This is a genomic window from Paraburkholderia sp. FT54, assembly GCF_031585635.1.
Lineage (GTDB): Bacteria > Pseudomonadota > Gammaproteobacteria > Burkholderiales > Burkholderiaceae > Paraburkholderia.
In genome coordinates this window covers 519,995-544,721 of record NZ_CP134197.1, presented here as the reverse complement: position 1 = coordinate 544,721, position 24,727 = coordinate 519,995, and the positions used below count along the sequence as shown (strand labels likewise).

The 24,727-nt window shown below is 58.8% G+C and carries 23 protein-coding genes; 17 read left to right on the top strand and 6 right to left on the bottom strand.

What is annotated here, in order from left to right; translation table 11 throughout:
* Positions 1–160 precede the first annotated feature (160 nt).
* The 12 genes from RI103_RS35320 to gtdA all read left to right on the top strand — a co-directional run bounded on the left by RI103_RS35320 (position 161) and on the right by gtdA (position 10,827).
* Positions 161–1,033: a pirin family protein gene (locus tag RI103_RS35320; RefSeq protein WP_310818710.1), complete on the top strand. Its 873-nt coding sequence runs from the start codon at positions 161–163 to the stop codon at positions 1,031–1,033.
* Between the two features lie 57 nt (positions 1,034–1,090).
* Entirely contained in the window at positions 1,091–1,516 is a 426-nt protein-coding gene (locus tag RI103_RS35315) for a DoxX family protein (RefSeq protein ID WP_310818709.1), read from the top strand.
* A gap of 179 nt (positions 1,517–1,695) precedes the next feature.
* A complete protein-coding gene (locus RI103_RS35310; RefSeq protein WP_310818708.1) occupies positions 1,696–2,139 on the top strand; it encodes an ester cyclase in 444 nt (147 codons plus the stop codon).
* A gap of 105 nt (positions 2,140–2,244) precedes the next feature.
* Entirely contained in the window at positions 2,245–3,015 is a 771-nt protein-coding gene (locus RI103_RS35305) for an SDR family oxidoreductase (protein WP_310818707.1), read from the top strand.
* Positions 3,016–3,063: 48 nt separating this feature from the next.
* Positions 3,064–3,990, top strand: coding sequence for an NADP-dependent oxidoreductase (locus RI103_RS35300; RefSeq protein WP_310818706.1), 927 nt, complete (start codon positions 3,064–3,066; stop codon positions 3,988–3,990).
* 98 nt (positions 3,991–4,088) lie between these two features.
* On the top strand, positions 4,089–5,045 hold the full coding sequence (locus RI103_RS35295; protein ID WP_310818705.1) for a LysR family transcriptional regulator: 957 nt from the start codon (positions 4,089–4,091) through the stop codon (positions 5,043–5,045).
* 564 nt (positions 5,046–5,609) lie between these two features.
* A complete protein-coding gene (locus RI103_RS35290; protein WP_310818704.1) occupies positions 5,610–6,692 on the top strand; it encodes a porin in 1,083 nt (360 codons plus the stop codon).
* Positions 6,693–6,889: 197 nt separating this feature from the next.
* Positions 6,890–7,219: a BON domain-containing protein gene (locus RI103_RS35285; protein ID WP_310818703.1), complete on the top strand. Its 330-nt coding sequence runs from the start codon at positions 6,890–6,892 to the stop codon at positions 7,217–7,219.
* Positions 7,220–7,564: 345 nt separating this feature from the next.
* Complete coding sequence (locus RI103_RS35280; protein ID WP_310818702.1) at positions 7,565–7,825, top strand: hypothetical protein; 261 nt, start codon at positions 7,565–7,567, stop codon at positions 7,823–7,825.
* Positions 7,825–8,475: a maleylacetoacetate isomerase gene (maiA, locus tag RI103_RS35275; RefSeq protein ID WP_310818701.1), complete on the top strand. Its 651-nt coding sequence runs from the start codon at positions 7,825–7,827 to the stop codon at positions 8,473–8,475. Before RI103_RS35280 ends, maiA begins: the two co-directional genes overlap by 1 nt.
* Positions 8,472–9,776 carry an MFS transporter gene (locus RI103_RS35270; protein ID WP_310818700.1) on the top strand — a complete coding sequence of 435 codons (1,305 nt, stop codon included), beginning with the start codon at positions 8,472–8,474 and terminating at the stop codon, positions 9,774–9,776. The genes maiA and RI103_RS35270 overlap by 4 nt, the downstream gene beginning before the upstream one ends.
* The gene (gene gtdA, locus RI103_RS35265; protein WP_310818699.1) at positions 9,754–10,827 is read left to right on the top strand and encodes a gentisate 1,2-dioxygenase; all 1,074 of its coding nucleotides are present in this window, start codon (positions 9,754–9,756) and stop codon (positions 10,825–10,827) included. Before RI103_RS35270 ends, gtdA begins: the two co-directional genes overlap by 23 nt.
* An 804-nt stretch (positions 10,828–11,631) precedes the next feature.
* On the opposite strand, the gene RI103_RS35260 is transcribed toward gtdA, so the two are convergent.
* The gene (locus RI103_RS35260) at positions 11,632–12,444 is read right to left on the bottom strand and encodes a class I SAM-dependent methyltransferase (RefSeq protein ID WP_310818698.1); all 813 of its coding nucleotides are present in this window, start codon (positions 12,442–12,444) and stop codon (positions 11,632–11,634) included.
* A gap of 563 nt (positions 12,445–13,007) precedes the next feature.
* Entirely contained in the window at positions 13,008–13,727 is a 720-nt protein-coding gene (locus tag RI103_RS35255; RefSeq protein WP_310818697.1) for an oxidoreductase, read from the bottom strand.
* Between the two features lie 751 nt (positions 13,728–14,478).
* Between RI103_RS35255 and RI103_RS35250 the strand changes: the two genes are divergently transcribed.
* Positions 14,479–15,288 carry a DUF6675 family protein gene (locus tag RI103_RS35250; protein WP_310818696.1) on the top strand — a complete coding sequence of 270 codons (810 nt, stop codon included), beginning with the start codon at positions 14,479–14,481 and terminating at the stop codon, positions 15,286–15,288.
* Between the two features lie 463 nt (positions 15,289–15,751).
* Here RI103_RS35250 and RI103_RS35245 read toward each other — a convergent pair whose 3' ends face one another.
* From RI103_RS35245 to RI103_RS35230, 4 genes are all read right to left on the bottom strand, one after another.
* A complete protein-coding gene (locus RI103_RS35245) occupies positions 15,752–16,645 on the bottom strand; it encodes a hypothetical protein (protein WP_310818695.1) in 894 nt (297 codons plus the stop codon).
* A gap of 140 nt (positions 16,646–16,785) precedes the next feature.
* Positions 16,786–17,307 (bottom strand): hypothetical protein, encoded by a 522-nt coding sequence (locus RI103_RS35240; RefSeq protein ID WP_310818694.1) that lies wholly within the window; start codon positions 17,305–17,307, stop codon positions 16,786–16,788.
* Between the two features lie 49 nt (positions 17,308–17,356).
* The gene (locus tag RI103_RS35235; protein ID WP_310818693.1) at positions 17,357–18,187 is read right to left on the bottom strand and encodes an MFS transporter; all 831 of its coding nucleotides are present in this window, start codon (positions 18,185–18,187) and stop codon (positions 17,357–17,359) included.
* A complete protein-coding gene (locus RI103_RS35230) occupies positions 18,187–19,038 on the bottom strand; it encodes a methyltransferase domain-containing protein (protein WP_310818692.1) in 852 nt (283 codons plus the stop codon). The genes RI103_RS35235 and RI103_RS35230 overlap by 1 nt, the downstream gene beginning before the upstream one ends.
* Positions 19,039–19,169: 131 nt before the next feature.
* Between RI103_RS35230 and RI103_RS35225 the strand changes: the two genes are divergently transcribed.
* The 4 genes from RI103_RS35225 (at position 19,170) to RI103_RS35210 (ending at position 24,394) form a co-directional block, all read left to right on the top strand.
* Positions 19,170–20,108 (top strand): LysR family transcriptional regulator, encoded by a 939-nt coding sequence (locus tag RI103_RS35225; protein ID WP_310818691.1) that lies wholly within the window; start codon positions 19,170–19,172, stop codon positions 20,106–20,108.
* Positions 20,109–20,390: 282 nt separating this feature from the next.
* Positions 20,391–21,836, top strand: a complete 1,446-nt coding sequence (locus RI103_RS35220) for an IS1182 family transposase (RefSeq protein WP_310818690.1) — start codon at positions 20,391–20,393, stop codon at positions 21,834–21,836.
* A 292-nt stretch (positions 21,837–22,128) separates the two neighbouring features.
* Complete coding sequence (locus RI103_RS35215) at positions 22,129–22,647, top strand: carboxymuconolactone decarboxylase family protein (protein ID WP_310818689.1); 519 nt, start codon at positions 22,129–22,131, stop codon at positions 22,645–22,647.
* 301 nt (positions 22,648–22,948) lie between these two features.
* Complete coding sequence (locus tag RI103_RS35210) at positions 22,949–24,394, top strand: DEAD/DEAH box helicase (protein WP_310818688.1); 1,446 nt, start codon at positions 22,949–22,951, stop codon at positions 24,392–24,394.
* Positions 24,395–24,727: the final 333 nt, after the last annotated feature.

Sequence of the window (24,727 nt, the reverse complement as noted above, 5' to 3'; positions counted from 1 at the left end):
CGACAAACATGGAATCGAAAATTACCAGACCTGCTGCGCGGCCCTATCTGTCCCAGAGATCTATCGCTTTATGGCATGGATTTCATGCAAATATATAGGCTTCCGCTGGGGTTCGCCAACCTCTAACCTTCAGCCATGTCATCTCCACAAGGAAATCGTCATGGCGCCCGCCACTGATCTACTCGAAGCAGACCCTCCCGTTGTCCAGCCAGCCAGTCTTTCGCGTACCGTCGTGGCGCGCACGCAAGGGCGCCGCCATGGGCCGGTCACGCGCATCGTTAGTCCCGCCGAACTAGGCGAACTGATCAAGCCGTTCGTGTTCCTTGACTACTTCGATTTCACGCCGTCGAGCGACGCACTGTTTCCGATGCACCCGCATTCGGGCATCGCGACAATCACGGTCCTGCTCTCGGGTAACCTGCGTTACGAAGACACAACGGGCGCTTCGGGCGTGTTGTCCGCAGGCAGCATCGAATGGATGAACTCGGGCAGCGGCATCTGGCACGACGCCAGTCCCGCGGATCTCAAACGCTTTCACGGTTACCAGATGTGGGTGGCATTGCCGCGCGAAATCGAGAATGGGGAACCGCAAACCCAATATCTTCCCGCGCAGGCAATCCCGCATGTGGGTCCTGCGCGCGTCATTCTCGGCAGCTACAGGGACGCTCACAGCCCGGTATTGGCTCCTGACGGGATCAACTATCTGCATGTACGGCTCGCAGTGGGTGAACGTTGGCGCTATACGCCTCCCGTGGGGCATACCGTGGCCTGGACGCACGTGCATCGTGGCGCGCTTCGTGTCGCAGGCGAAAGTCTGCGCAGCGAACTCGCGGTCTTCAGCGAGTCGGAAGACGTTCTCGACTTCGTCGCAGACGCAGACGCCGAATTCATTTTCGCGTCCGCAGTAAAGCACCCGCATGACCTGGTGCTCGGCTACTACTCGGTTCACACGTCGGAGGCCGCGCTACAAGCGGGAGAAGCCCGGATCGCGCGAATTGGCGAGCAACTTCGCTTTCGCGGCCGCATCCGATAGTCACACAAGCAGTCCACTTAATCTTTGCCTCATTTTCTAAAACTCAAGGAACTCGTCATGAACTCAACCTCTGCAAATTCTTATCAGACCCTTCCGCTGATTGGCCGCATTCTCATCGCTGCCATTTTTCTCGTGAGCGGCTTTAGCAAACTCACGGCGCCGGGAGCGACCATCGGCTACATCGGGTCGCTAGGATTACCCGTGCCGCTGCTTGGCTATCTCGGCTCGATGGGTCTTGAGCTGGTTGGCAGCGTTCTGCTGATAGTCGGCTACCGTACGCGACTCGTTGCCGTGCTACTGGCAGTGTATTCGATCATTACCGCGCTGATCTTCCACCATGCGCTTGGCGACCAGAACCAGATGTTCCACTTTCTCAAGAATGTCGCGATGGCGGGTGGTCTGATCCAGGTCGTGGCCTATGGCGCAGGCGCATTCAGCTTCGATAGCCGTCGCGATGTGCCAGTCGCAGGTACCGCGCAATAACGACGTTCGGGACGGCCGTGGACGGCCCTGAGTCGTGCTGGAAACCTGTTGTGCTCCTGCGGCGCCTTGACGGCCTGCTTCATTACCCAAAGGAGACTGTGATGGGTAGCGTTCTTGATCTCTGTATCTAAAACACTCATCTGAAACACTCGCATTTTTCAACCGTTCTGGAGCATGACATGACCCGTAACAATGCAAGCGAAGAAGCAAAGGCTGTGGTTCGTCGCAATACCGAAGAGGTTCAAGGCGGCGGCAACTTCGACGTATTCGAAGAATTATTCGCGGACGATTTTATCGACCATACGCCGCAGCCAAACTGTACCCCGGACAAGGATGGTGCACGCGGCCTCTACCACGCACTGCGTGCCGCGTTCCCTGATTTTCACGCAGATATTCATTGGCAGGTTGCCGACGGAGATCTGGTGACGACCTACAAGACGTACCACGGCACACATGAAGGCACCTTCCTCGGTGTGCCGCCCACCGGCCGAAAGATCCATTTTGAAACCGTCGATGCGATGCGTGTGCGCAACGGGAAGATTGCCGAACATTGGGGTGTCGCCAATCTCTTCTCGCTGATGCAGCAACTCGGTGCTTTTCCTGCCGGCGCGAAAGAGGCATGAAAAGCCGGCTGCGCTCACGCGCTAGCGCCTTGACGTCCGCCGCGCACCACTAGACTGTCGGTCCAGTACATGCGTTTAAGTTGATTGATTTATAAGGATACCAAAATGAGCGATATTCTTGAGGACAAGGTCGTTCTGGTCACTGGCGCGGCCAGCGGCATCGGCCGGGCCATTGCGATTAGCGCGGCGCGGCACGGAGCAAAGGCAGTGATCGTCTCCGACGTCACCGAAACCCCGCACGAGGGCGGTACGCAGACGACTGCCGAGATCGAAGCGCTAGGTGTGCTCACGCGTTTTCAACGCACCGACGTGACGCGGCACGCGGAAGTCGACGCGCTGGTCGATGCGGCGGCGGAGTTTGGCGGCGTCGACGTAATGGTTTGCAACGCCGGCATCACGTTGCGTGAGGACGGTCCCGGCGTCGCCGAAAGCGACTACCGGCGACTGATGGCGGTCAATCTCGACGGCGTGCTTTTCGGTGCGCAAGCCGCGGCACGCCAGATGAAGGCGCGTGGCAAGCCTGGCAGCATCGTGCTGATGGCGAGCATGGGTGGCATCGCGGGCGCCGGAATGACCGTCGCTTACTCGACCAGCAAAGGTGGTGTTGTACTGATGGCCAAGGCGCTCGCAGACGCGCTCGGCCCCGACGGCATCCGCGTCAACGCGGTCTGCCCCGGCACGATCGATACGCATTTGCTGCGCACGAATCCCGGCATCGCCGCAGCCTCGGAAGGCTTTCGGCAACGCACGCCATTGCGCCGCCTCGGGAAGCCGTCCGAAATAGGCGACGCTGTTGCGTGGCTCGGTTCGGACATGTCGAGCTATGTCACCGGCATCGCCTTGCTTGTTGATGGCGGTCTGCTTTCGGTGATCTGACAAATCAAATCGGCTTCATATGTACAGTCGTTTAATCAGGAGTTACCCGTGAAAGCTATACGTGCCTACGCCTACGGCGGCCCCGAAGTGCTGACGCTGGAAGATATCGCTGACCCGGTACCGGGAGAGGGTGAAGTATTGATCGACGTTGCCGGGAGCGGCGTTAACCCGGTCGACTGGAAAATTCTGGAAGGCAGGATGAAAGCATTCCTGCCGCTGTCACTGCCTTACACGCCTGGCGTTGACGTTTCGGGAAAAGTTTCGGCACTGGGCGCCGGGGTCAGGGGCTTCGCCGTGGGTGACCACGTCTTCGGTTACATCGGGATCGTCGGTGGGTACGCCACGAAGGTGATCGCGTCAACGGAACGTCTGGCTTTAGTTCCGAATAAACTCTCCCCGCTTGAAGCGGCAGGTGTGCCTGCGGCAGCATTGACCGCGTGGCAGGCGTTGCATGAGCACGCTGGCGTCAAACCGGGTCAGCGCGTGCTGATCCACGGTGCAGCGGGTGGTGTTGGCAGTATGGCAGTGCAGTTCGCGAGAATCGCTGGCGCCAGCGTAATCGGAACGGCGTCATCCGGCAATCTTGACTACGTTAGACAGCTTGGCGCGACGCAGGTCATCGACTATCAGACCGAGTCCTTCGAACAGATCGTGTCGTCTGTGGACATCGTCCTGGATCTGGTTGGCGGTGAAACACAGGATCGTTCATGGTCGCTGTTAAAGGCGGGCGGTACCTTGGTGTCACCGGTCAGTCCACCGGACGCCGAACGCGCGAGGCTAGCAGGTGTGGTGGCGAGGCATTTCGCAACCCGATCCGATGGCAAACAGTTGACTGCAATCGCTGCGTACTTCGATTCCGGCGAGCTTAGCGTTGAAGTCGAGACCATCTTTCCACTGTCGCACGCCGCCGATGCTCTGAAAAAGAGCTTGACCCGTCATGCACACGGCAAAGTCGTGCTCGACGCAACCCAATGATGCATCCTGGCCGCTCTACGGAAACGCAGCGGTCGTAGATTGCTTGGTGGATCTCTGCCGATTAGCTGTGGTTCAGCTCGTGAAGAAAGCGCGCGATAGTGCAGAACTTCGACGAGACTTTCGCAACCTTATGTGGCTCTCTCATCATGGACCTGCGTAGACTTCGGTACTTCACGGCAGTCGCTGAGGAACTCCATTTCGGCCGGGCTGCACAGCGTATGCACGTGGTGCAGTCAGCGGTGAGCCATCAGTTGAAGTTGCTCGAAGAAGAGCTCGGATTTTCGCTGCTGGAGCGCTCGCGCCACAACGTTCGACTCACTGTTTCCGGCGAGATATTTTTGCCTGAGGCGCGTGACCTTCTTCGTCGGGCAGATGAGGCCATGCGCCGCGCCCGAGCGTCGGCGGATGGTACGGTCGGGCGGCTTGCGGTTGGTTTCGTCGACAACGTACTGTGGTCCATGCTGCCGCCGATACTGCGCGACTTCCGCCAGAGGTGGCCGCAGGTCGAGTTGACGCTGCATCCGCTCGATCGAAGCGCACAAATTGAGGCGCTTCGAACTTCAGTCATCGATATTGGAATCATGCCTTCGCCGTCCCCTGGTCACGCGCTTAAGTCTGTCGCGCTCGCGGAGGCTCCTTTAGTGGCGGCTATCCCGGAGGGGCATCCGCTTGCCGTACGGCCGACGCTGTCCATCGTCGAACTCGCCGACGAGTCGTTTGTTCTGTTCCCCCGGAGAATGAACAGCCGGCTTCTTGAAATCATCGTCACATGTTGCGCATCCGCTGGGTTTGCACCTCGAATCGTTCAAGAGGCCGAACAGCTTCATACTCTCCTTGCGCTTGTTAGCGCGGGCCTTGGCGTTACGTTGGTACCTCAGTGGGTAGCGCGAGTTCATCAACTCGGCGTCGTCTACATACCGATCGACGACCTGCTGACGCCTTATGAGTTGATCGCGGCATGGAATTCCAGTTCGGACAACCCGGCAGTCGCGAACTTTCGTGAGACCGCAGCACGGATCGCCGGCCAGATGCGCTTCCTGTCACCAAGCCAATAGTCCACACCGGCCATTTCCCCCGGAACCGGAATGTGGGTGATTAGTTATCGAGATCTCGTGGTTATTTTTAATCGTTAGACAGCGATCACGGCTGCCCCGATAGTTTGCAGTATTGCAAAACGCAAGTCTGAAGACGGCGATCGGAAACCTTCCCATGTTTGACGTACTGGTTCTTGCTTGAACCTTTAGCGCTCTCAATTCCAAAGTCCTGACGTACCGGCATCGAACAATGCCCGGGAGGATTCTTGTGCGCCAAAAATAGAATAGCGATGTACGTCTGGATTGCAGGTCGGCGTTCTTATCCTGATCCAGAACACAGGACTATCACCGAATGTGCGGCACGGAAAGTCGATCATAAAAATAGGACTGCTACTAATAAAAATATAAGAACGATCGCTTTTCGACCGATGAGCAACAGGAATCGCGTTTCGCTGATTTCCTTCGATTGAGAAGCAGGGTTGCCTGCAACGTTCAGGCGACGAAAGGAGTGCCCGCCAAAAAAACACGAATGAGCGCGGACACGACAGGTTTCGAGTTGGCAATTTTAGATGGAGGAGACGTTTGATGAAGAGGCAGATGTTTGCTGGCCTGGTAGCCGGGTCGTTTGCGGTTTGTGGGCATGCTGAACCTAGTGTAACGCTCTACGGCATTCTCGACACCGCAATCGAATTCACCAATCATTGGCCGACCAGCACCAACCAGCCTGCGGCGACGGGAGACCGCTGGGCAATGGCGGACGGCGCTCGCTCCGGCGGCTCGCGCTGGGGCCTCACGGGCAGGGAGGATCTCGGAGGCGGGCTAAAGGCGGAGTTCCAGTTGGAGGATGGCTTTTTGATTCCCAACGGCCACCTGATGCAGGAGTTTTTCGGTCGTAGCGCGTGGGTCGGTCTGACATCCCCGAACGCTGGCACGCTCCGTTTTGGTCGACAGTACACGTCCCTCGTGGATGCACTCTACCCGTCGTCGCCGACGGATCTCTCGGGTACATACGAACCTGTCGTTGCGGAGGTCGGTTCTAATCTTTGGGAGAGCAACGTCGTCAAATACAAGAATGCTTTCGGGCCGGTGACGCTGATTGGACACTATTCCTTTAGCAATCTTGCAGGGCAGTTCTCGAATGGTTCGGGTTACGGCGGTGCTGCCTCATACGATAACGGCACGGTCTCCGTCAGTCTGGGCTATGACAACCTCCATCGTGCGGAGGGTGTTGGCAGCAGCTATGCGCGGTTCGAAAAAGCGGCTATCGGCGTAACCTATTCGACCGCCGCGCTCAAACTCATGGGAGGGTATCGCTACGGAAAGAACGATCCGCTCGCCGGGTATGCCGCTCGCGACGATTACTTCTGGGTGGCTGCACGCTACCTGTTCGCGGTCGACAAGATACTGACCATTGCGTACTACTACGATCGCGTTCGCACAGCAACCGGAATCGATGGCGAGGTGACGATGCCGGCCAGCCCGCAGCAGGTTATGGCCATCGGCGACTATCTGTTATCAAAACGGACAGATCTGTATCTGGTAGTGGGCTACTCGCGCCACTCGGCACTTAACTTCGACTCGTACAACGGTACGTCTGCTGCATATAAGACGTCGTCCACCGATAGCAGTCAGACCGGTGTGCAGATTGGCGTGCGGCATTCGTTCTAAGGCTGAAGGACGCCAAAACGGCCGCTCGACGACTGGCGATCTGTATCGGGGGAGGCGCTGCAGTGACGGTGCCTTCCTCACGGGATATGCCAGCCCTGACTCGCAAGCTGCCGGGTCAATTCAAATCGGTCTCTAACATGTCAAACATAGAGAGAAACAAAATGAGAGTAGGGGTACAGATTGGATTGTTGGTCGCATTGGCAACCACCATCGCACCATTTTCAGCGTCCGCGCAGGACGGCAATAGCAGTGCAGTGGTAGCGTCGGCGGATGCGGGCAGCGCACCGAGCGCAAAGGCCGCCAAGGCGGCTAACCGCAAGCTCGCCAGGAATGTGCGTACCGCCATGGCGAGGGCAAAGGGGATCGACATGACACAGCTGTTCGTCTACGCAAAAAGCGGCATTGTTACGTTGTCTGGTTCCGTGCCGAAGAGTGATCAGGTGGATCGCGCTGGCGAGATCGCTAAGAGCGTGCCTGGCGTCTCGTCAGTCGACAATGGGCTCAGTGTGTATGCGATAGAGCGGTAATCGCGAACAGGCCGTTGCGTGGCGTGCAACGGCCTTGGCTTTGATTGCTCGAAGCGCGCCAGTCGCGTGTCCGCCGAATCTCCGGAGCGGCCCGACTGCGACGACCCACTCGTCGCCGGTTCGGTTTCTCTGCAAATTCTAAACCAGATAGGATAATTTGGATTCTCTGTATCAAATAGATTATCTAGGAATAGTTTGATATGCGAATGTATGCATTAAGAATGCACGTTGAAGGAGGGGGTTGGTGATTATTTGTCGAGATCATGTAGTCGATTTTTATCGTTGGACAGTGATTACGTTGGCTACGATAGTTGATCACATTGAAAATGTGAACAGGAGGCAAAGATGATCGAAAAACCTCTGATGTCGGGTGCATTCGTTCATGCCTATTGCACCGACGCGTCCAACTTCGCGAACCGCTTTGCGACACTTTTATGTGGGTTTTTCCGTCTCTCTGAGTTCATCACGTGGTTGTCGACTTACGTCGATCGGGCAGCCAGCGATCCTGTCAATGCCTGGATACCTAAACGGGTCGATGCAGTTGTAGCTGACGGCTTGCGCCGTGCACAGCTCGACGGAGTGCGGCATCTCAAGGCTTCGATCTAATGAATGCGCCGACCATACTCCATGGCTATTTCCGGTCATCTGCGTCGTTTCGCGTTCGGATAGCGCTCAATCTCAAGAGGATCGCGTACGAGGATGCGTTTCATCACCTGCGGCGCGGCGAGCAGAGGGAACCGCACTATTTGGAACTGAATCATCAGGGGCTCGTACCGACGCTGGAAATCGACGGACAGATACTGGTCCAGTCGTTATCCATTCTTGATTACCTTGACGAGACGCGGCCAGATCCGCCGTTGCTACCTGCCGCTCCGGCCGCGCGCGCACGCGTTCGTGGACTGGCACAGATTGTCGCTTGTGATATTCATCCCATCGACAATCTGCGCGTTCTCAACTATCTGCGCAAGACGCTCCTTCAGCCAGAAGACGCTGTCAGGAATTGGTACAACCTATGGATAGCGGATGGCTTTGGCGCCATCGAGGCAATGCTTGCGCGTAGCCCCGAAACGGGGCGGTTTTGCCATGGCGACAACGTCACCATGGCGGACATTTGCCTCGTTCCTCAGGTTATCAACGCCCGTAATTTCGATCTGGACATGACTCCCTTTCCAACCCTGCAGCGAATTTCGAATGCAGCGCTGGCACTGCCTGCGTTCGATCGAGCGATTCCGTCCAACCAAAAGGACTTCGAATGAACGTCAACCCTCCGCTGGCGCCCTCAACGGCTGCCTCATCGCACGTCGAGCCGTCAAAGAGCTACGAATGGAAGGCCGTCACACTGATGGCCCTTGGTATGGGGCTGGTCGGCATAGATCGCTTCCTGATCGTGCCGTTGATGCCGGTACTGATGCGCGACCTGAAGCTCGATTATCAGGATCTCGGGCATATCACCGGAGCGTTGGCGCTCGCATGGGGCTTGTCGGCGCTCTTGACGGGCAACCTCTCAGACAGGATTGGCTTCAAGAGAGTCATCGTGCCGGCAATGATCGGATTTTCGTTGCTGGCGGGGCTCGGTGGACTCGCGACTGGAGTCGGCAGCCTGATCGCCATCCGTGCCTTCATGGGGGTAGCAGAGGGCGCTTTCACGCCTGCGAGCATCATCGCTACCATGGATGCGTCGCCGCCGAGCCGGCACGGACGCAATGTCGGCATTCAGCAAATGATGCCGGCGCTGCTCGGGCTTGGTCTCACTCCGATCGTAGTGACACAACTTCTCAAGGTAATGAACTGGCCGTGGATTTTCCTGCTGGTGGCATTCCCAGGTCTCGTCGTGGCGTTTCTCGCGCAACGCATATTGCGCCGGCCGTCGCCGACTGAAATCGCGAAACACACTACTACGCACGATACAGCCCAACATCGCTGGTATGAGGTATTTCGTTATCGCAATGTACCGCTTGGAATCATATGCATGCTGTGCTGGCTAGCATGTCAGATTGTCATTGCGGCGCTGTTTCCGAACTATCTCGTCGACTATTTGCATCTCGACATGCAGCAGATGGGCTTCATTCTTTCGTCACTCGGCTTTGGCGGTGCGATTGGTGCGCTCGTGCTGCCGGCGCTTTCAGACCGCGTTGGTCGCAAGCCCGTTATGCTGCTTTCAGCGACGGGCGTATTTCTGTCACTGTGGATTTTCCTGCGAACGGGTGCAGCACCCGTTCCTTTGTTCGTTTGCCTGATGGTTGCGATGGGCTGTCTTTATAGCCTGATCACGCTGACTGTCGGACCGGTCGCCGCGGAGGCCGTACCGGTGCAACTGATGTCTACTGCATCCGGCATGATTATCGGTATTGGTGAAGTCTTCGGCGGTGGCGTGGCGCCTGCTTATGCGGGTTATCTGGCCAAGCATTTCGGCATTGAGCATGCGGTAACCATGCCACTCTGGACAATCTGCGCCGGAGCGATCGCGGTCATAGCGTTGGAGGAAACGGCTCCAGCTCGGATATTTGGCAAACGCGGGAATGAGCCCGTAGAGAATGGAGAACATGATGTCCGATAGCACTAGCAGAGTGGGCGTGATGGAGACTCCCGAACGTGAGGCCTTTTACGAACGGATCGGTCGGAAGAATCTCGCGCCGCTTTGGATCTCGCTCAATGACCTGATCACTCCTGAGCCGCGCAGTAAATGCGTGCCGGCACAGTGGCACTTCTCAGATGTGCGCGCGGCCATGATGGAGGCGGGCGGCATGATTACGGCCAAGGAAGCCGAGCGGCGCGTGCTCGTCCTGGAGAATCCCGGCTTGCGCGGTGAATCGAAGATCACAACTGATCTGTATGCGGGCGTGCAACTGGTCCTTCCCGGCGAGGTTGCACCCGCGCACCGTCACGCGCAAACAGCTCTGCGTTTCGTGATGGAAGGTGGGGGCGCCCACACATCGGTGAATGGCGAGCGTACCACGATGAATGAAGGAGACTTCATTATCACGCCACCGATGGCGTGGCACGATCATGGCAACGAAAGCGACAAGCCTATCTTCTGGCTGGACGGTCTGGACATACCCATGGTGCAGTTCATGGACGCCTCATTCGCCGAGCATCTTGGCGAGGACGAGCAACCGATTACGCGCCCCATAGGCGACAGTGACGTTCGCTACGGAGCCAACCTGCTTCCGGTAGATTATCACCCGGGCGGTGGTACTTCGCCGATTTTCAACTATCCGTATGCAAGGACACGTGAAGCGCTGGAACAAATGCGCCGCGCGAACGCCTGGGACCCGTGTCATGGGCTGAAAATGAGGTACATCAACCCAAACAATGGGAAGTATGCGATGGCGACAATGGCTACGTTCATGCAATTGCTGCCTACGGGATTTTCGACGGCGCCGTACCGTTCCACCGACGCTACAGTCTTTGTGCCTATCGAAGGGCGTGGCCGCAGCGTGATTGGAAACGACTTTGTCGTGGAGTGGAGCAAGCGAGACATTTTCGTGGTCCCGTCGTGGCATCGCGTGCAGCACGAGGCAGACGAGGACAGCGTGCTGTTTTCGTTTTCTGATCGGGCCGCTCAGGAGGCGCTTTATCTGTTCAGGGAGGAAAGGGGCGCAGCCTGAATCGCTTCAGGCTGGACTGCGTCGCATTGTGGTAAGGGACTGTCTTGGCAATCTAGTGCGTTTCGGCAGATTGATTCGACATGATTGCTGCAGTACAGGAAGGTTGTCCGCTGCTATCCGTTTCCGCACGTCGGCTTCGAACTCTACTGCACGGCGGTGCAGTTAAGGCTTGCGCGGCCGCCGCCTGGAGCGAAGAGGGGCGACAGGCGCGGATCAGGTAAGGACGGTGCAGACGAGGATCGCCAAAGGCATTTGCGACTGATCGCGGCGTCGCTGCATATCGGAGCGACTGAGGTAGGCACCCAAGAACGGGTCGTCCGATCAGATCTGGCCGCGTTATTGATTCCTCCACGCATGCGCGACAGTAGGGCCGGCTGTGAAGGTTGCCGTGATACGCGGATTGAACGAAACCGCTGACGCGATAGCAGGTGGTCGTGCCCTGGCGAACCGGGCGGGGGTGAGGCGCAGCCCTGTGCGTAGCCCCGGTTCACCCGCTTGTGGCCCCCGGGCTGTCGCCCGACAGCGTCCTTTGGGAGAGATGGTCTGCATTTCGGCCAAAGCCGACGTTCGTGCGTTGAAGCTGATATGCCCGCTAATTGGCGCTCAAAGGTCGTTCGCGAACGGCGGGAGTCGAACGACCGCTACCGACTTCAACGTACTGTCGACCCGTTCCTGCCTCTGAGGTCCTTTCGGCGAGTGTCACTACCACGCTCTAAAGCGGCCTTCCGCCCCACGCCGCCGGCGTCTGACGCAACCGGAGTTCCCCGCTTCCTGGTCGCCTCGGAGTCTACTGCCGACGACTATTCAGGGCTTTCTCGCAAACGCAAGTACACACGGCATCGGGACTTGCACCTCACCGTTCTCCGTATACGATGCCGCATCGTCGGAGACAGCTTTCTGGATCGAAGCCAGCGCCTCCGGTGATTGCGCCTTCAAAATCGCCGCGACGCGGACACCGCCACGCATCAGGACGTCGAAAGGCGTTTCGGGCGCGCGGATACGCAGCGTTTGACCGACTTCCGTAGTGCGAGGCTCAACGAAGCCCGCATCAAGCAGCGCACGCTCCGATTCGTGCGAGTCGCTGAAGCGGAAGAACGGAGGCCCAGGAGGCACTTGGACATCCATGCGACCGTGCTTCTCAATGGCCTTGAGCACCATCCCGAATCCAACGGTCTGGTCCGGCGCCGCCCAAACTGTAAACGCGACTCTGCCGCCCGGGCGCAGCACCCGAAACGCTTCGGCGAGCGCGGCCTCGGGACGAGCGAAATGCAGCATTCCGAAGCTGATACCAACCGCGTCAAAACTCATATCCGGAAAAGGCAGATCTTCGGCGCTCCCGGGACGGAATGCGAGGTCGGGAAAAATGCGTCTTGCTTGCTGGACCATCGCGTCGGCGAAATCGACGCCAACTGCATCGGCGCCACGACGCGCCGCTGCTGCCGCGAGATAGCCGGGTCCTGACGCGACATCAAGGAACTGCACGCCGGCACGTACCTCAAGCGCATCGAGCAACGCATCATTGGACTGCGTCGTCAGTTCGCCAAAATAGGAGTGGTACGGCTGTGCGACTGTTTCCCAGCCCTGACGCTCAAAGGCGCTGAATTCGTCTTGTTCCATGTCACACCTATATCCGGGTTCACGCTATCGCACCCCGACATCGGACCGACGCGATCCGAGCCGACGCATGCTGGTCAGGTTAGTGCCGCTCGGCCACCTGTACAAGGCTACATGGGAGTTCCAGAATTCATCCTGCCACGCCACCACCATCGACCAATACCGTGAACCCTGACGTATATGACATTGTGGCGAGACAGGCAATTGCGTCCGCGATGTGCGCCCCTTGTCCTCCTATGAACGGACGGTCGCGAGCATTGGTCGAGTGGCTCCTCCTGGCCGAGAGCACCAGTTCCGTGGACGCTCCACGGAGCTGCCGTTGGAGTCTTCAATGGCAGCTTTCCGGCGAGCGGGTGAACGCGTACTCCCGGCCAATAGTTGCCGTTCGCGCGCCTTAGAAGGCCGTCATTCCAAATTGTCGGTTCACCGTCGCCACCGGTCAGATGCGCATGACGTCAATTCGCGGTTCTAGAACTGTCCAAGTGGCTCACGAGTATTCCAAAGCCCCAGATAGGCGTGAGCGGGCGAGATCGACGAGATTGTGCATCAACTGCGGAAAGCGCGCCTCAGTTACCATGCCGTTGCACTGCCGCTGACCGTGCCTTTTGGTCGCCAAGGGCGATTTTATGAACGTTCGCTGCATACACCCATTCGCGGGCTTGGCACTCAATGAGATCCATGAAAGCAGGGGGGCCGCTGCAGTAAATCTGTGTGTTGGCATGAGTTGGACTCATTGCGTGAGAACTCTTCTGCGCGAATAGATCATCGGACAGGCCGAAATGGTGATAGACCTCACCGTGACTTCGAAGCGCGTCAAATTCTTCTCGAAGAACTGCGCGGTCGGCCGATCGGGCGAAGTTGTGCACCTCGAACCTTTGACCCGCCGTTGCAAGCCGCTTCGCGATTCCCACGATCGATGCTGCGCCTATTCCGCCAGCAAAAAGGATAGATCGCGCACGATCGTCCAAAATTGTCGGCGGGCTTTTGGGGGCGCCGACAAACACTTCGTCCCGTTCATTCAACGGAAACTTGGTTAGCTGACTATCCGTTCTGCCATCACCTTCTTGTCTCACGCCTACCACGTAACCATCGGACAGGGACGAAACACCGAGCAAAGGATAAATTCTTTGCCTGTCGCCAGCGCTATTCAGACAGAGAGTGACGCACGACCCATTGTTATACGTCGGAAGCGCCGATTTGGACGTTGTTCGAAGTTCAACGGCATGGTACCCCGTAGCAATTTGCCATTTCCGGCCCACGATGACGGGAATCAGGTTGTCTCGCATGTCTTCTCCAATAGGACCTGCATTACAGGTGGAACTCTAGCCGATACCGCGTAAGGGATGTAGAGGGGAGCCGGGTTGTAGCGAATCCGCAGTGATGATCGGGTGTCGAAACCCGCGTGGTTAAAGGCGTTGAGCGATTAGTGCAAGGATGGTATTTCCAGAACGTACTTTCTGGTTATCGATTACATCAAGTTGACGATACTTGGCATAGCATAGTAATGAACTTGGGAACGGTATGTCCATCAAGGGTGACAAGGCACGGCTGCTGCGTTAACACCGATCCATGCACGATCCGTAATGCACACGATAAGAAACTTCAACTTTATCTTGTGAGCGGGAGAAGGCACTATAGCTTCCCGTCCGCTATACAAGGCCTGTCGACCCGCAACGAGGCGTCACGTTCGACCACTGCAGGCGGGCGAGCGAGGAATCGTTTTCGCCGTCGTCGTCAATAGATGAAGACAGCTGTATCCTTGGCAAGGCTGCCCGCGCATCGCGCACGTCAGAGCGGATTTCATGCACAAGCTCATGACTCGGCTCTGCCGCGAGAACCAGGCGGTGGTTATCGAGGACCTGAACGTCGAAGGGTGCCGGCGAACAAACGACTTACCCCGGCGATCTCGGATGTAGGTTTTGGGATCTTTCGCTCCTTGATGCGCCGCTACGTCGCGCTGAGGTATTTCAGCGTCGGAGCCGCATCGAATTACGTCGTCAAGTTCCTGACCGAGCAGCTGCTGGGAGGCAAGCCCAGATGAACATTGCGCGTCCTCGCGGTTCGTATTGCCTGAAGGCAGCCGCCCGCTGCGCGCCACTGGCGATTGCCGCCGGTTTCGCCGTGGCAACCCCGTTGCCAACGCCGCCGTGCGGGACACCGCCGGTACCGGCCTACGCGTCGCTGGGCGCGCAACCCGCGATGGCGATCCTGCGCGCTGAGGAGCTCGATGCGGGCGGGTGGCGGCCGTCCTCGTGCACCGGATGGCCTGCCGCGTCCCGCTCCCGGGTTGTCGTCGCGCTCGCAGGGCTGGCCCGCGTCGCCGGCGGTCCCGAGACGCTGTTGGCACGTGCAGCGGCGGTTTCCACCCTGAGCACCGTGCGCTACTGGTCCACGACCGACAAGAAATGGCGTCCCTTGTTCCTGGATGCCGCAGCGCTGGCCGGACCCGCCGAGGGCGGCGAACGGCGGGGTGATTTCCGCCCGTCGGAACTACAAGCCGGTCGAACCTTGTACTTCTGGGTGCGCGACAGCCGCTCCGGCCCCCTGGTGTACCGGATGCGGGTGCTGGAGCGCAGTCCGCAGCGGATGGCGCTGGCCGAGGAAAATGTGTCGCCGGTCCGTGCCTTCGGACTGACACTGTTTCAGCCTGCCGCGCTGCAGACGGTGGTGTTCGCACAGCGCCAGACCAACGACGTATGGGGCCTGTATATTCTTGCGCGCATCGACCGGCAAGCCAGCAGTTCCATTGCGAGCGGGCACGATGCCTCTACGGCGAACCGGGCGCTGGCACTATTCCGGTACATGGCCGGCGTCCCGACCGACGCGGAACCACCGGCCGTGCGATGACTTGGGCCGCGACGCAACAGGCGCCTCTCGTCGATGCATCAAACGCCTGCGGCGACGCTCTCGCGCGCTTTCCTGCAGTACGCGGCCGCGGGCGCGGTGTACGGTCTCACATTTCCCGGTGTTGTTCCACGCCCCGTTAGCGCGAACTGCTCGTAGTCGGACGTGGGAATTCAATAGCCCTCGGCCGCTGTTTTCTACGTAGGGCAGCACCCGGCCCAGACCGTGTCAAAACGCGCGTCGCTTCGCCTCAGCACAAAAACCGGCTTGTCAGAACGCTCTGTATCGGGTTTGCAGCACTTCGGGAAGGGTAAAGCGCCCCCCCAAAAACCTGGTGACTTTGAGTTTTGACACGCCCTCGGCCATCAGCAGACGTTCACCAACGTCTGTTGATGGCCGTTGCGGTTTCGGAGCAAGGGACTCGTCACGCCATCTTGACCACCTTCGAGACTGCAGGGCCAGCGCGTCAAGGCGTCGACTTCAAGTAGTGCGCGATGATCGGAGCCCATAGTTCGGCCAGCGCGGGGTTCGCTCCGATGCCGATGCTGATCGTGGTGCTGCTGGTAGGTCGGTGGTACCAGCGCACTGCTCCGTAAATCTCTGGGACATCGGGTTTCCAACCAGCGGCGATCCCTCGAACGATCCTGCCAGTCTCGTCGGTGGTGTCGTTGCCATAGGCGGCATAGTAGGGCCCAAGATAGGAGCCATATGTTCGCGCCCGGCCTGAAACGTAAGTTGCAACCGCAGCCTTGCTTGCCGCGGTGGGATACCGTAACTCGGACATCACGAGGTGCACGATATGGTTGAGGTCGGTGTCCACGTAGTCCTTGTTGCCGCGTGATTTTCCGTTGAGGATTTCCGAGTCTGCGTACAGTTCCGCTTCCCCGCCAGCACCGGAATAAATAACATTCGTGTCCAGCATGTCGCTCGAAGAAGGCAACATTGGGTCGAGTCCGAGAGCGCGCCGCAAGAGATTCGTGGTCGACGGACCGATCAGGTCACCGCTGAAAACATTCGTGGCCTGACAAAGCTCTGAGGCTACCTTTTTATCCACCTCGCATAGATATTTGTTGCCCGTCTTTCCCGCTTCGCAACCTGCCTTCTGGAGGGCAAAGATCGCATTCTGACCAGCTTTCCCTGCCTCGCAATTGTCCTTTGCCGCGTCGAAGATCGCCTGTTGCGAAGTCTTTCCCGACTCGCATGCCAGCTTTGCGGCTGCGTTGGCTGCATTGTTGGTCACTTTCGTCGCTTCGCAGATTACCTTCTTGGAGTCGTTGATCTTGTTGTTGAGCGCCTTTTGTGCCTCACAAGTTACGTCGTGCCCGTACAGAGTACATCCCCCCGTGAAGTAGTTCTTCAAGGTGGCCGATATCGCGACGCCCGGCATTCCGCCCGGGCAGCATCACCGATTTGAACGCTGCCGTGCAACACGCTCAAGAACGTGCAGAAACGTCCTTCGGTCATCGCCTCCTGCTTGAAGCAGGCTACGCTTTGGCAATGTCATGACTTACGGAACGGTAAATAGCTCCGAGCCGCCTTGGACTGAGGGCGCGGCAGGAGATAGAAGGCGGCAACATGCGCAATCATCAGCACAGGCACGTAGATGATCGGAATCGCGTACGTAGTGCCGAACTCTCCCGCACGCGCAGGAAGATCGGACTGGATCGCGTGGTAGTAGTCGAGGATGAGGTCGGTCGCTCCCACAAGATTAAAGGCTACGACGAACGACCAGAAGAGTGGGCGTAACCGTGCTGTGAGTAGCGCCAGCATCGCCAGAACTCCCGTTGCGAAGTCACCGTATGCGGCGAACACGGCGAAGCTGGCAGGCAGATCGGGACTGACGATGCCCGGCAGAATGAAGACCAGCCCGAAAAAACGGAAGCTGTGCAAGGTGGCGATGGCGCGTTGCGCTTCGAATGGGTCCATCGACTTGAGCCTGGGCCAGACGTATACGCGGAAGCAAAGCAGCCAGGCGACATAGCCTAGAACGAGATGCGATTGGAAGATAAGCTCCGGTGACATGTCGCCTCCTGTCAGGTGTTGTCTGGCGCATTGAAGAATAGGAAGGAGATCAGCCGGGGTGTCGTCGGATCAACTGGCGCAGCGACAGCGCATGCAGCAGGATCGAGCCTGGCACCACGAAAGCAGGGGTCAGCACATCCGGATAAGCGCCGGCGCCGGCGCTCGGCACGCTCGGAACGATCAACTGGAACCGGCCGGGCGAGGTAATCATCCCCAAGGTAATCGCGACGACGAAGTCGGCGAGGCCAAAGATGTTCCAGGCGATCGCCGCCTTCCGCCCTTGAGCTGTACCGCTCGCCACGGCGATTGTCGCCGGCACGGCAAACAGGCCGGTCAACAGATCGCCAATTCCCGCCGGCAACGCGAACACGCCTGGCAGCACCCCATGCAGCCAGGCGGCGAGAGCCCAACTGCCGAATACGCGGTAAAGCTGCAGAGTGACAAGCCAGGTCGCCGGCATCGCATCGAGCACTTGCTCCACCCGTTTCGACAACAGCAACAGCGGCGCGCCGATCATCACCGGCAGGAAGATCGCCAGCGGCAACAACGGCAAGGGTGAGGCGCCCATGCGGAAGACGCCATTGATCGCTGCGCTCCAGGCGACAGCGAACCAAAGCGTGTCTGGGATCATGACCGCCAGCCAGGTCGTGCGGCGTTGGCCCGGCGTCAGGTCGGTGCTTTCGAGGCCGAGCCACAAACCGACCGCGATAAGGCCATGGGCCATCAGCTGATGGGCTGTGGTCGGAACGCCGCTGGTCGGGATAATCGGCTTCCAGTAGATCAACACAATCCACAGCACCGCCAACGGGGTGAGCCAAAACAGGCTGCGCCAAGCGGGACGCGGCGGGACGATACCAATGGGAACAGGGGTGGCGGCCATCAGCGGTTCTCCAGGTGAATTCGGGGCTTCGTCGATGCGGCCTCGAACACCGCGGTGAGAATGCCGAGTCGGCCTTCCAGGAAATTTCGCGCCAGGTTTGCGGCGAGCTGTGCGAAGTCAGGCCCCATCACCACGCCGAGATTTGGCGACGGCAGCGGGTCTGACGCACGCAGTTGGGTGCTCCAGGCCTTAGCGGCTTCGGTGTCGTTTTGCCATACCAGCGTGCGGAAACCTGCTTGTTCGATCGCCTCGCGCGTTGCATCGGCCGTCAGGAGAAAGCTTGTTGTCGGCGTTCGCGCCCAGGGAACGGGGTAGTACGGTTCGCTGCCGTTTGCGACGACGTCGAACGTCGCAAACCTGCCGCATGGCTTCAGCACGCGTTCGATCTCGCGGTAGAGACGTGCGCGGTCGGAGATATTCATCGCCACGTGCTGCAGCAATACGGCGTCGAAACGGCTGCCGTCGAAGGGAAGTTCCAGCGCGCTGGCGGTATGGAACGAAACCTGTTCGCTCTGCCCTGTGCGCTGGGTGAGATAGCGTGCGGCATCCACGAATGGTTCGCTGAGGTCGATACCCGTCACCCGGCAACCATAGGTTGCAGACAGAAAACGGGCCGGCCCGCCGACGCCCGAACCGACGTCCAGCACCGACATATCGGCGGTGATCCCGGCCAATTTGGAAAGCTCCGTGGTGGCAGCAAGCCCACGGGTGTGAAACTGGTCGAGGGCGCCCAGTTGTTGCGGTGTGAGCCGCTGATCCTCCGGCCCAAAGACAGTGAGCGCGATCTTCAGCCGCGCGGTCAGGCCGGTCGCGCGATAGTGATCTCGCACGTCATCAAGTGCATCAGTCATTGCGGAGTTCCTCCATGGTCTTAGCGGATTGTTCAGGGCTTGCGAGTCGACATCGGCGTGACCCCTCATCTGCAAGCGTAGGTGTACCATGGCCTCTCGCGAGCGACTATTCATCACAATGTTGACGGGCTATGAAGCAGAACTTCACAGTCAGACAAGGCGCGCTCGATGGCGTGGAGGTGTTCCTGAGCGTCGCCCAGCATCGTAGTTTTCGCCGGGCAGCCGCGGATCTCGGGGTGACACCTTCAGCCGTCAGCCAGACGGTGCGTTTACTTGAAGCGCGCATTGGCGCCGCGCTCTTCATACGCACCACGCGTAGTGTCGGCCTGACCGAAGCTGGCGAACGGTTTCTTTCGCACGCAAAGCCTGCCTTCGAGGAGCTTGTCGCTGCTAGTGAAGTTGCGCGTGGACTTGGCCAGCGGCCCGCCGGATTGTTGCGTCTTTCAGTGCCGCACGCGGTGGTGCCAATCCTCCTGGAACCACTGATTGCATCCTTCTGCCAGGCTTATCCTGAGGTCGAACTGGAGATCGCCGCAAGCAAGGAGCTGATCGATCTTGCAGCGGAAGGGTTCGACGCCGGCATCCGGCTGGGTCAGTTCGTCGACGCCGACATGGTCGCGATACCGTTGACGCCACCGTTTCGCCTCATCGTCGTCGGCAGCCCTGCCTACTTCGCAGAGCGCAGCCTGCCTGGGAAGACAGACGATCTGCGCCAACACGCATGCTTGCGATGGCGGCGATCCAGCGGCGCGCTCGCGCTGTGGTCATTCAACGACAATGGCCAGGTGATCGAGATCGCCGTATCCGGTCCCTTCATCGCGAGCGATTTTTCCACCATGCTTGGCGCGGCAATCGAAGGCATAGGCCTTGCCCAGCTACCTGAGCCGATGACCGTTGATGGGTTGAGAGCGGGAAAACTGGTGCACGTGCTAGAGCCGTTCGCACCGGTGATACCGGGCGTGTTTCTCTATTATCCAAGTCGCCGGCAGATCACGCCGAAACTGCGCGCCTTCATCGATCATGTGAAGAGCCGCCCGCCAGGCCATGACAAAGTCCCTGTTATAAGATGACTATTGGCATGCCGGGTTCCGGAAACTCGCCATCGCGATCAGTGCACAGCTCGGTACCACTGGATCCCGGTTCCATAGGCCTGAGTGAATTCCATGTATAGGACCGCGCTCGACTCTTCTTTTGCTGCGTCGTTTTTTATCGGGTAAAGGGCGGTTCCCGGAGACAGAAGGGACGTTTGAGCGTCCAGCAGTAGTAGCCCCTGAACGGCCGTAGATGGCCGAGGCCGTGTGAAAACGCATTGATCGCCTAAACTGAATCAACGCATTCAGGCCTGGTGACTCATGAAGCGATTCGTTGAAGGCAATGACCGCAAGCAGGTAGCACTACTTCCCGAATGCGTCGATGACTACATCGGACAGGACAATCCGGTCCGGATCATCGATGCTTTCGTCGACGAACTGGACCTTGCGGAACTTGGTTCCAACGGTACCACGCCCGCAGTCACGGGCCGGCCGTCCTACCACCCAGGCGTGATGCTCAAGATCTACGTTTATGGGCATCTGAACCGGGTGCCGTCTAGCAGGCGTCTCGAGCGTGAATGTCAACGCAATGTCGAGCTGATGTGGCTGACGGGACGTCTGGCGCCAGACTTCAAGACGATCGCCGACTTTCGCCGCGACAACGGCCCGGCCATTCGCAACGTATGCCGTCGTTTCGTCGAACTGTGCCGTGGGCTGAAGCTGCTATCCAGCGACATGGTGGCCATCGACGGCAGCAAGTTCAAGGCTGTGAACAGCCGTGACAGGAACTACACGGCAGGCAAGATCGACAAGCGTCAGCAGCAGATTGAAGAAAGCGTTCAGCGCTATCTCGACATGACTGAAACGGCAGATCGGACCAGTCCAACAGGTTTCGACGTGAAGACCGTGCGCCTGTACGAGAAGATCGCGCTGTTACGCCAGCGGATGCGTGAGCTCGAGCAGATCAGGCAGCGGCTGAAGGAAGAACCGGACGGACAGTTGTCGCTTACCGACCCGGATTCCCGTTCCATGACCAGTGGTGGCAAAAGAACCGGAACGGTCGGCTACAACGTTCAGGTCGCCGTGGATACGAAGCATCATCTGATCGTCGAACACGAGGTGACGAACGTCGGCGGCGATCACGGGCAACTCAGCAGGATGGCTCGGTCGGCGAAGAGCGCGATGGGCAAGCCAAAGCTGAAGGCGCTGGCTGACCGGGGCTGCTTCAGCGGTCCGGATATCCGCGCGTGCGATATGGCCGGCATCACGGCATATGTTCCGAAGCCACTCACCTCAGCGTCAAGGAAGAAGGGGCTTTTCACCAAGCGGGACTTCGTCTACGTTGCAAGGAACGACGAGTATCGATGCCCCGCCGGTGAGTGTGCCATTCGTCGATTCACGACCGTTGAAAACGGGATGACTCTGCAGGTCTACTGGCCCAGCGCCTGCCCGCGTTGCCCGCTCAAGGAACGATGTTCACCCAGCGACTACCGCCGCATCCGACGATGGGAGCACGAACAGATACTCGAGGCCATGCAGCGTCGGCTAGACCGCAAGCCTGACGCAATGACCATCCGCAGAAGCACCGTCGAACATGTCTTCGGCACGCTCAAGCACTGGATGGGTGCCACACACTTCCTGACCCGAACGCTCGGACGGGTGAGCACCGAAATGAGTCTTCAGGTGTTGGCCTACAACCTGAAGCGCGTCATGAAGATACTTGGGGTTGCGAGAACAACAAAGGCGACGAAGATGGCTGGAACCTAGGGCCTGGAGGGCCTTTTTTACGCTCAAAACGTTACGTTAGCGCGGGCCGGAACTATAAAGCTTGATTGGTCGGGCTGGCGAGCTGGCCTTTAGGGAAAACAAAACAGTTTCCACACGGCCTCGGCCACCTACGGTCATTTGTACGTGTGTCGATGAAGATCTTCGGGCGTCGCATATACTAAAATTTCGGTCATTGGAGTGTCGCTTGTGTGAGTTATATCGTAGGCCTGCCCCAATGAGGTGCGACACCGGAAGTCATTGGTTCTGTTTCAATGGGAGCAGGGGAAACCAAATGTCTCGGATTGAATTACCCGCAGTTTCCTCGCTTTCGGAAGATCAGAAGCGGCAATATGACCGTTTTCCCGCGAACCTGACGCTGGCATTGCTGCGCACGACTGGCTCTACGTCTGGTTACCTGTCGCTCGGCGGGTCGTTCCCGCGTGGCGCGATAGGCAACAAGGACCGCGAGATGATCATCCTGCGGGTGGGTGCGCTCAGCCGGAGCCCATACGAGCGGATGCAGCACCTGCCACTTGCACGTCAGGCCGGTTGGAGTGATGCTGAAATCGCGGCGATCGAAGCCGGAAACGGTTCAGACTCGCGGTCCCAGGCGATTCTACGATTTGTCGACGAGTGCATGCGCGACATCAAGGTTGGAACACAGACTTTTGCGGCTGTCCGAGCTTTTTTCTCTGAGACACAGATGGCAGAGCTAACGCTCCTGATCGGCCACTACATGATGACAGCCCGTTTCCTTGAAACCCTCGAGGTGCCGCTCGATGACGCGGCGACGTCGTGGGACAACATATAGGTTTCGTGTTCGCGTGGCTCCGGCGATGACCGTCTTACCCTAGCAAGCTGCCACTAAAGTAGTGAAAAATCCAGTGGCCGGGAAGGGTCGATATGACCCATTCACTTTCGCACCGTGCCGCCCTTCTTTCGTCTCGCCGGTGCGTGGCTGGCTGCGCGGCCAGTGGCGCGTTTGCTGTTGATGCAATTTGGGCTGGCGCTCACGGCAGTGCTGCTCATCGGTGTCTCGTAGTACAGCTTGCCGACGCGGCGCAATCAGGCAGTAACCGCTAGAATTTCCGGTTTTAGCCCGGAATACTCCAATGTCTTTTGCCTCGCTTGGCCTGATCGATCCCTTGCTGCGTAATGTGCGGGACCTCAATTACCAGACACCTACGCCGGTGCAGGCCAAAGCGATTCCTGCTGTGCTCAGTGGCAAGGACGTCATGGCTGCGGCACAAACCGGCACTGGCAAAACGGCGGGTTTTGCGCTGCCGCTGTTGCAACGGCTGGTGCAACACGGCCCGGCGGTGTCCAGCAACCGCGCGCGTGTTCTGGTGCTGGTGCCCACGCGTGAACTGGCTGAACAAGTGCTGCAAAGCTTTATCGATTACGGTAAAGGCCTCGATTTACGATTTCTGGCCGCCTACGGCGGTGTGAGTATCAACCCGCAGATGATGAAGTTGCGCAAAGGTGTGGATGTGCTCGTTGCCACGCCGGGCCGTTTGCTAGATCTCAATCGCCAGAACGCAGTGCGGTTTGATCAAGTACAAACGCTGGTGCTGGATGAAGCCGACCGCATGCTGGATCTGGGCTTTGCGCGCGAACTCAATGCCGTCTTTGCCTCCTTGCCCGCTCAGCGCCAGACGCTGCTGTTCTCTGCCACGTTTACCGATGATATCCGCGCCATGGCAGCGGGCATTCTGCGCAGCCCGGTCAATATCAGCGTCAGCCCGCCCAATGCCACGGCCAGCAAGATCAGGCAGTGGGTGGTGCCGGTGGATAAAAGGAACAAGCCTGACCTCTTTATGCACCTTGTGACTGAGAACAACTGGGAGCACGCGCTGGTCTTCGTCAAAACCCGCAATGGCGTGGATTACCTGGCGGCCATGCTGGATGAAGCGGGCTATGCGGTCGACACCATCCACGGCGACAAACCGCAACCCGCGCGCCTGCGTGCGCTGGAGCGCTTCAAGACGGGCGAAGTACATATGCTGGTAGCCACCGATGTGGCTGCGCGCGGGCTGGATATCGACGACCTGCCGCTGGTGATCAACGTTGATCTGCCGATCGTGGCGCAAGACTATGTGCACCGTATTGGCCGTACCGGCCGCGCGGGCGCCAGCGGCGTGGCGGTGTCCCTTGTGTGTGCCGATGAAGCGCCGCAACTGGCCGCGATTGAAGCGCTGATCCGGCAAACGCTGCCCCGTGAAGAAGAGCCGGGTTTTGAAGCCGAACACCGCGTGCCGCAAACCAGCGCGACGGGCCAGATCATCAAGAAACCCAAAAAGCCCAAGAAGCCCAACGTGCCGCAAGCTGCGCCGGGCGCCATGCAGGTGCTCAGCAAAAAACCGCGCCCGCAAAGTGGCGAAAACAAACGCAAGCCTGCGGCGCAGCGCGCAATGGCCACGGGTAAAGGCACAGGCTTGTCCAGGGGTAACCCATTCAGCGAGCAAAAGCCACGCAGCAAACCCGCCAGCAAGCCAGCTGCGGGCTCAGGTAAGCCGGCTGGCAAACCCGCTGGTGGCCGCGGCAGACGCCAACCCTGATCCGTGGGGATGAGTAACGCCAGCCCTGGAACAGGGCGGCGGCTTGCGGCCAGCCGGCAGGCAGCGGGAAAGTCCGGCTCTGGGTCGACTTACCTCTTTGCATGCCGTGCCGAGGCCATCGCCGTGGCTGGGGTGTGGGACCCTGTGCGGCCATCTCCGGTCATTGAATTTGTGGATAGCACGGTCAATCGAATGGCTTCTCTGCTTTCAACATCGGTCTGTCGCATTGGAGACACATGAGCTTGCACGACTCGGCCGATCGATGGTGAGGCGCACGAACACACTGTTCAGCGAGTCGATTGGTGAAGTACACCGGTATCACGCGAGAAAAGC